This is a genomic window from Henriciella sp. (assembly GCF_049649345.1).
Taxonomy (GTDB): Bacteria; Pseudomonadota; Alphaproteobacteria; order Caulobacterales; family Hyphomonadaceae; genus Henriciella.
Genome location: NZ_JBARZC010000237.1, coordinates 1 through 2,988 on the forward strand (window position 1 = coordinate 1; position 2,988 = coordinate 2,988).

A 2,988-nucleotide genomic window follows, 5' to 3' on the forward strand; every position below is an offset into this window, starting at 1 on the left:
GTCGAATTCCGCAAGCTCAATATTCCGACCACCCACCCGGAAAAGGGAATTCCATATTCCTCCCGCAAGCTTCACGAAGCGCTCGATGAGGGGGCCAAGCGGTTCGGCTGGGACAAGCGTTCCGCAGAGCCGCGCAAGACCCGTGACGGCGAGTGGCTGATCGGGATCGGCATGGCGACAGCCACTCGCGTCAACCAGCTGATGGAATCGCAGGCGCGCGTCACGCTCAATCCCGACGGCAAGGCAGTCGTCGAGACCGACATGACCGATATCGGTACCGGTACCTACGCCATCCTCACCCAGATTGCAGGCGACATGCTCGGCCTGCCAGCCGACAGGGTCGAAACCCGGCTTGGCGATACGGACTTTCCGCCCGCCTCCGGTTCCGGCGGGTCATTCGGCGCCAGTTCGAGCGGCTCGTCGGTCTTCCTGGCCTGCGACGATATTCGCAAACAGATCGCTGAAAAGCTCCAGGCCGATGAGGAAGACCTCGTCTTCCAGGATGGTGAGGTCAAAAACGGAGACGAGACCCACGCCTTGTCCGGCCTGCTGAATGGCGCGCCGATCATCGGCGAGGGTCATATCGTCCCCGGAGAGACCGGCGAAACGGTCAGCCAGGGCACGTACGGCTCGTTCTTCGCGGAAGTGGCCGTCAATGAAGTGACCGGCGAAACACGCGTGCGGCGCATGCTCGGCGTGTTCGATGCGGGCCGGATCCTGAATGAGAAAACGGCGACCTCGCAATGCTATGGCGGGCTCGTCTGGGGCATCGGCCTGGCGCTCACCGAAGAGCTCATGTTCGACGATCGCGACGGCCATATCGCCAATCGCGACCTTGCCGAATACCATGTGCCGGTCAATCTCGACGTGCCTGCAATCGACGTTCACCTCCTGCCTGAACGCGACCCGTGGGCCTCCCCCATTCAGGCCAAGGGGATAGGCGAGCTCAGCATTTGTGGGGCGGCCGCTGCGATCACCAATGCAATGTATAATGCGACAGGCGTGCGCTTCCGCGATTACCCGGCGACTCTCGACAAGGTCATCAGCGCGATCTGATCGCGCGGGCCGTGTCGAGGCGGTGAGCCTCGCTCAGCCCTCCTGTGTAAGGATGTCCAGCACGCTCTGTCCGATCGACTGGCGGGTCTCGTCATAGCCCTCCCAGGGATCGGTTTTCAGGCGGCTGAGGCGCGCGAAGATATTCGACAATGTATAGGTGTTGGCGGCGTCCAGGCCGGAGAGTTCATCCCAGCGGACCGGCACAGCAATCGGCGCGCCCGGCCTTGCCCGCAGCGAATAGGGGCAGACGGCCGTTGCGCCTCTCTCATTGCGTAGCCAGTCGATAAAAATCTTGCCCTTGCGCTTGGCTTTGGAGGCTTCGGCGACATAGCGGTCCGGCGCTGCAGCGGCGAGTTGGCGGGCCAGCCCGCGTGCAGCGGCCTTGACGTCCGCCCAGTCTCGCCGGCGCTCAAGCGGGGCGACGACATGCACGCCCTTGCCGCCTGTCACCAGCGCAAATGATTTGAGCCCAGCGCTTCCAAGCACGTCGCGCACTTCCACGGCGGCGTCCTTTACAGTGGCGAAATCCATGCCCTCATCGGGGTCGAGGTCGATCACCAGCCGGTCGGGCCGCTCCAGCCTGTCTGTCCGCGAGCCCCAGATATGAAGCTCCAGCGCGCCGATCTGCGCTGCGGAGACGAGCGCCTCGGCCGAATTGAGGACGAGATAGCTCGCCTTGCCGCCATCCTTTTCCTTGATCTCAGCCTCACCGATCGTATCGGGGATGGAGTCGGTATGGTGCTTCTGGAAAAAGCATTTCCCGCCAGCGCCTGACGGGCAGCGCACAAGGCTTACCGGCCGGTCCTTGATGTGCGGCAGAAGGCGAGGGGCGATGCGCGCGAGGTATTCGGCAATCTCGCGCTTGGTGGCGCCCTGTTCTTCATAGACAACGCGGTCAGGGTGGCTGATGCGGATGCCGAGCACCGTGCCGTCATTCTCCTTTGACTCTTCGGCCTCGGCCGCCTTTTCCGAGGTGGTTGTCACCTGGCCGGCCTCCTTGTCTTCGCGCAGGGCCTGGAAGCTTGGATGACGCAGCAGGCCGTCAGGTGTGCGCTCTGTATAAGCGATATCGCCGACGAGTTTCGGGGTGAGCCAGACTGCGCCGCGTTTGGCGTCGGCCGGCAAGTCCTCGAAGGGCGGCGTCTTGCGCTCCAGCCGGGACATTTTGCCGGCAAGCTTATCCATCAGCGCTTCATCAAAGCCTGTCCCGACGCGCCCGCGATAGAGCAGCTTGCCATCTTCATATTCGCCGAGCAGGAGCGAGGCGAAGGGGCGGCCGCGCTTGTCGGATTTGCGGTAACCGCCGATTACGAATTCGTCTCGGCCAACGCATTTGGCCTTGATCCAGCTCGCGCCGCGCCCGGACACGTATTTGGCCGAGACCTTTTTCGAGATTATGCCTTCCAGCCCCATCCCGCAGGCCTTGCCGATGACCGTTTCGCCCTTGCCTGCGATATGGTCGGAAAAGAAGATCGTGTCGTCCTGGCCCGGCAGGATATTCGCGAGCGCCGCTTTGCGATCACTCAGCGGTTTCTTGCGCATGTCCTTGCCGTCAAGCGAGAGGAGATCGAAGGCGTAATAGGCAAGGCGCGCATCGGCCCCATCATTCGTCGCCGCCTGCAGAGATGCAAAGTGGCTGTGGCCGCGATCGTCGAGCGCAACCAGTTCGCCATCGATTGCGGCGGATTTGACATCGAGGCTGGCGAGCGCTGTGGCGACTGCCGGATAGCGCTCCGTCCAGTCCTTGCCATTGCGTGTCATGAGCCGCACCTGATGGCCGGCGACCAGCGCCTGCATGCGGTAGCCGTCAAATTTGAGCTCATGAATCCAGTCCTCGCCTTCGGGCGGGTCCTCGCGCAGCGTGGCCAGCTGCGGCTTTACGAAATCGGGAAAATCCGGCTTTTCGTCTTCGCCCAGTACGCCGGACTTGCC

Annotated in this window: 2 protein-coding genes; one reads left to right on the forward strand and one right to left on the reverse strand. The window is 62.9% G+C overall.

Translation table 11 applies throughout. The features are described from left to right. Positions 1–1,056, forward strand: a 1,056-nt coding sequence (locus WA989_RS06095) for a xanthine dehydrogenase family protein molybdopterin-binding subunit (RefSeq protein ID WP_424339615.1), incomplete at its 5' end; no start/stop codon positions are given. Between the two features lie 33 nt (positions 1,057–1,089). Here the strand turns inward: WA989_RS06095 and ligD are convergent. After that, positions 1,090–2,988: DNA ligase D (gene ligD, locus WA989_RS06100; RefSeq protein ID WP_424339616.1), on the reverse strand; the 1,899-nt coding region annotated here is incomplete at its 5' end.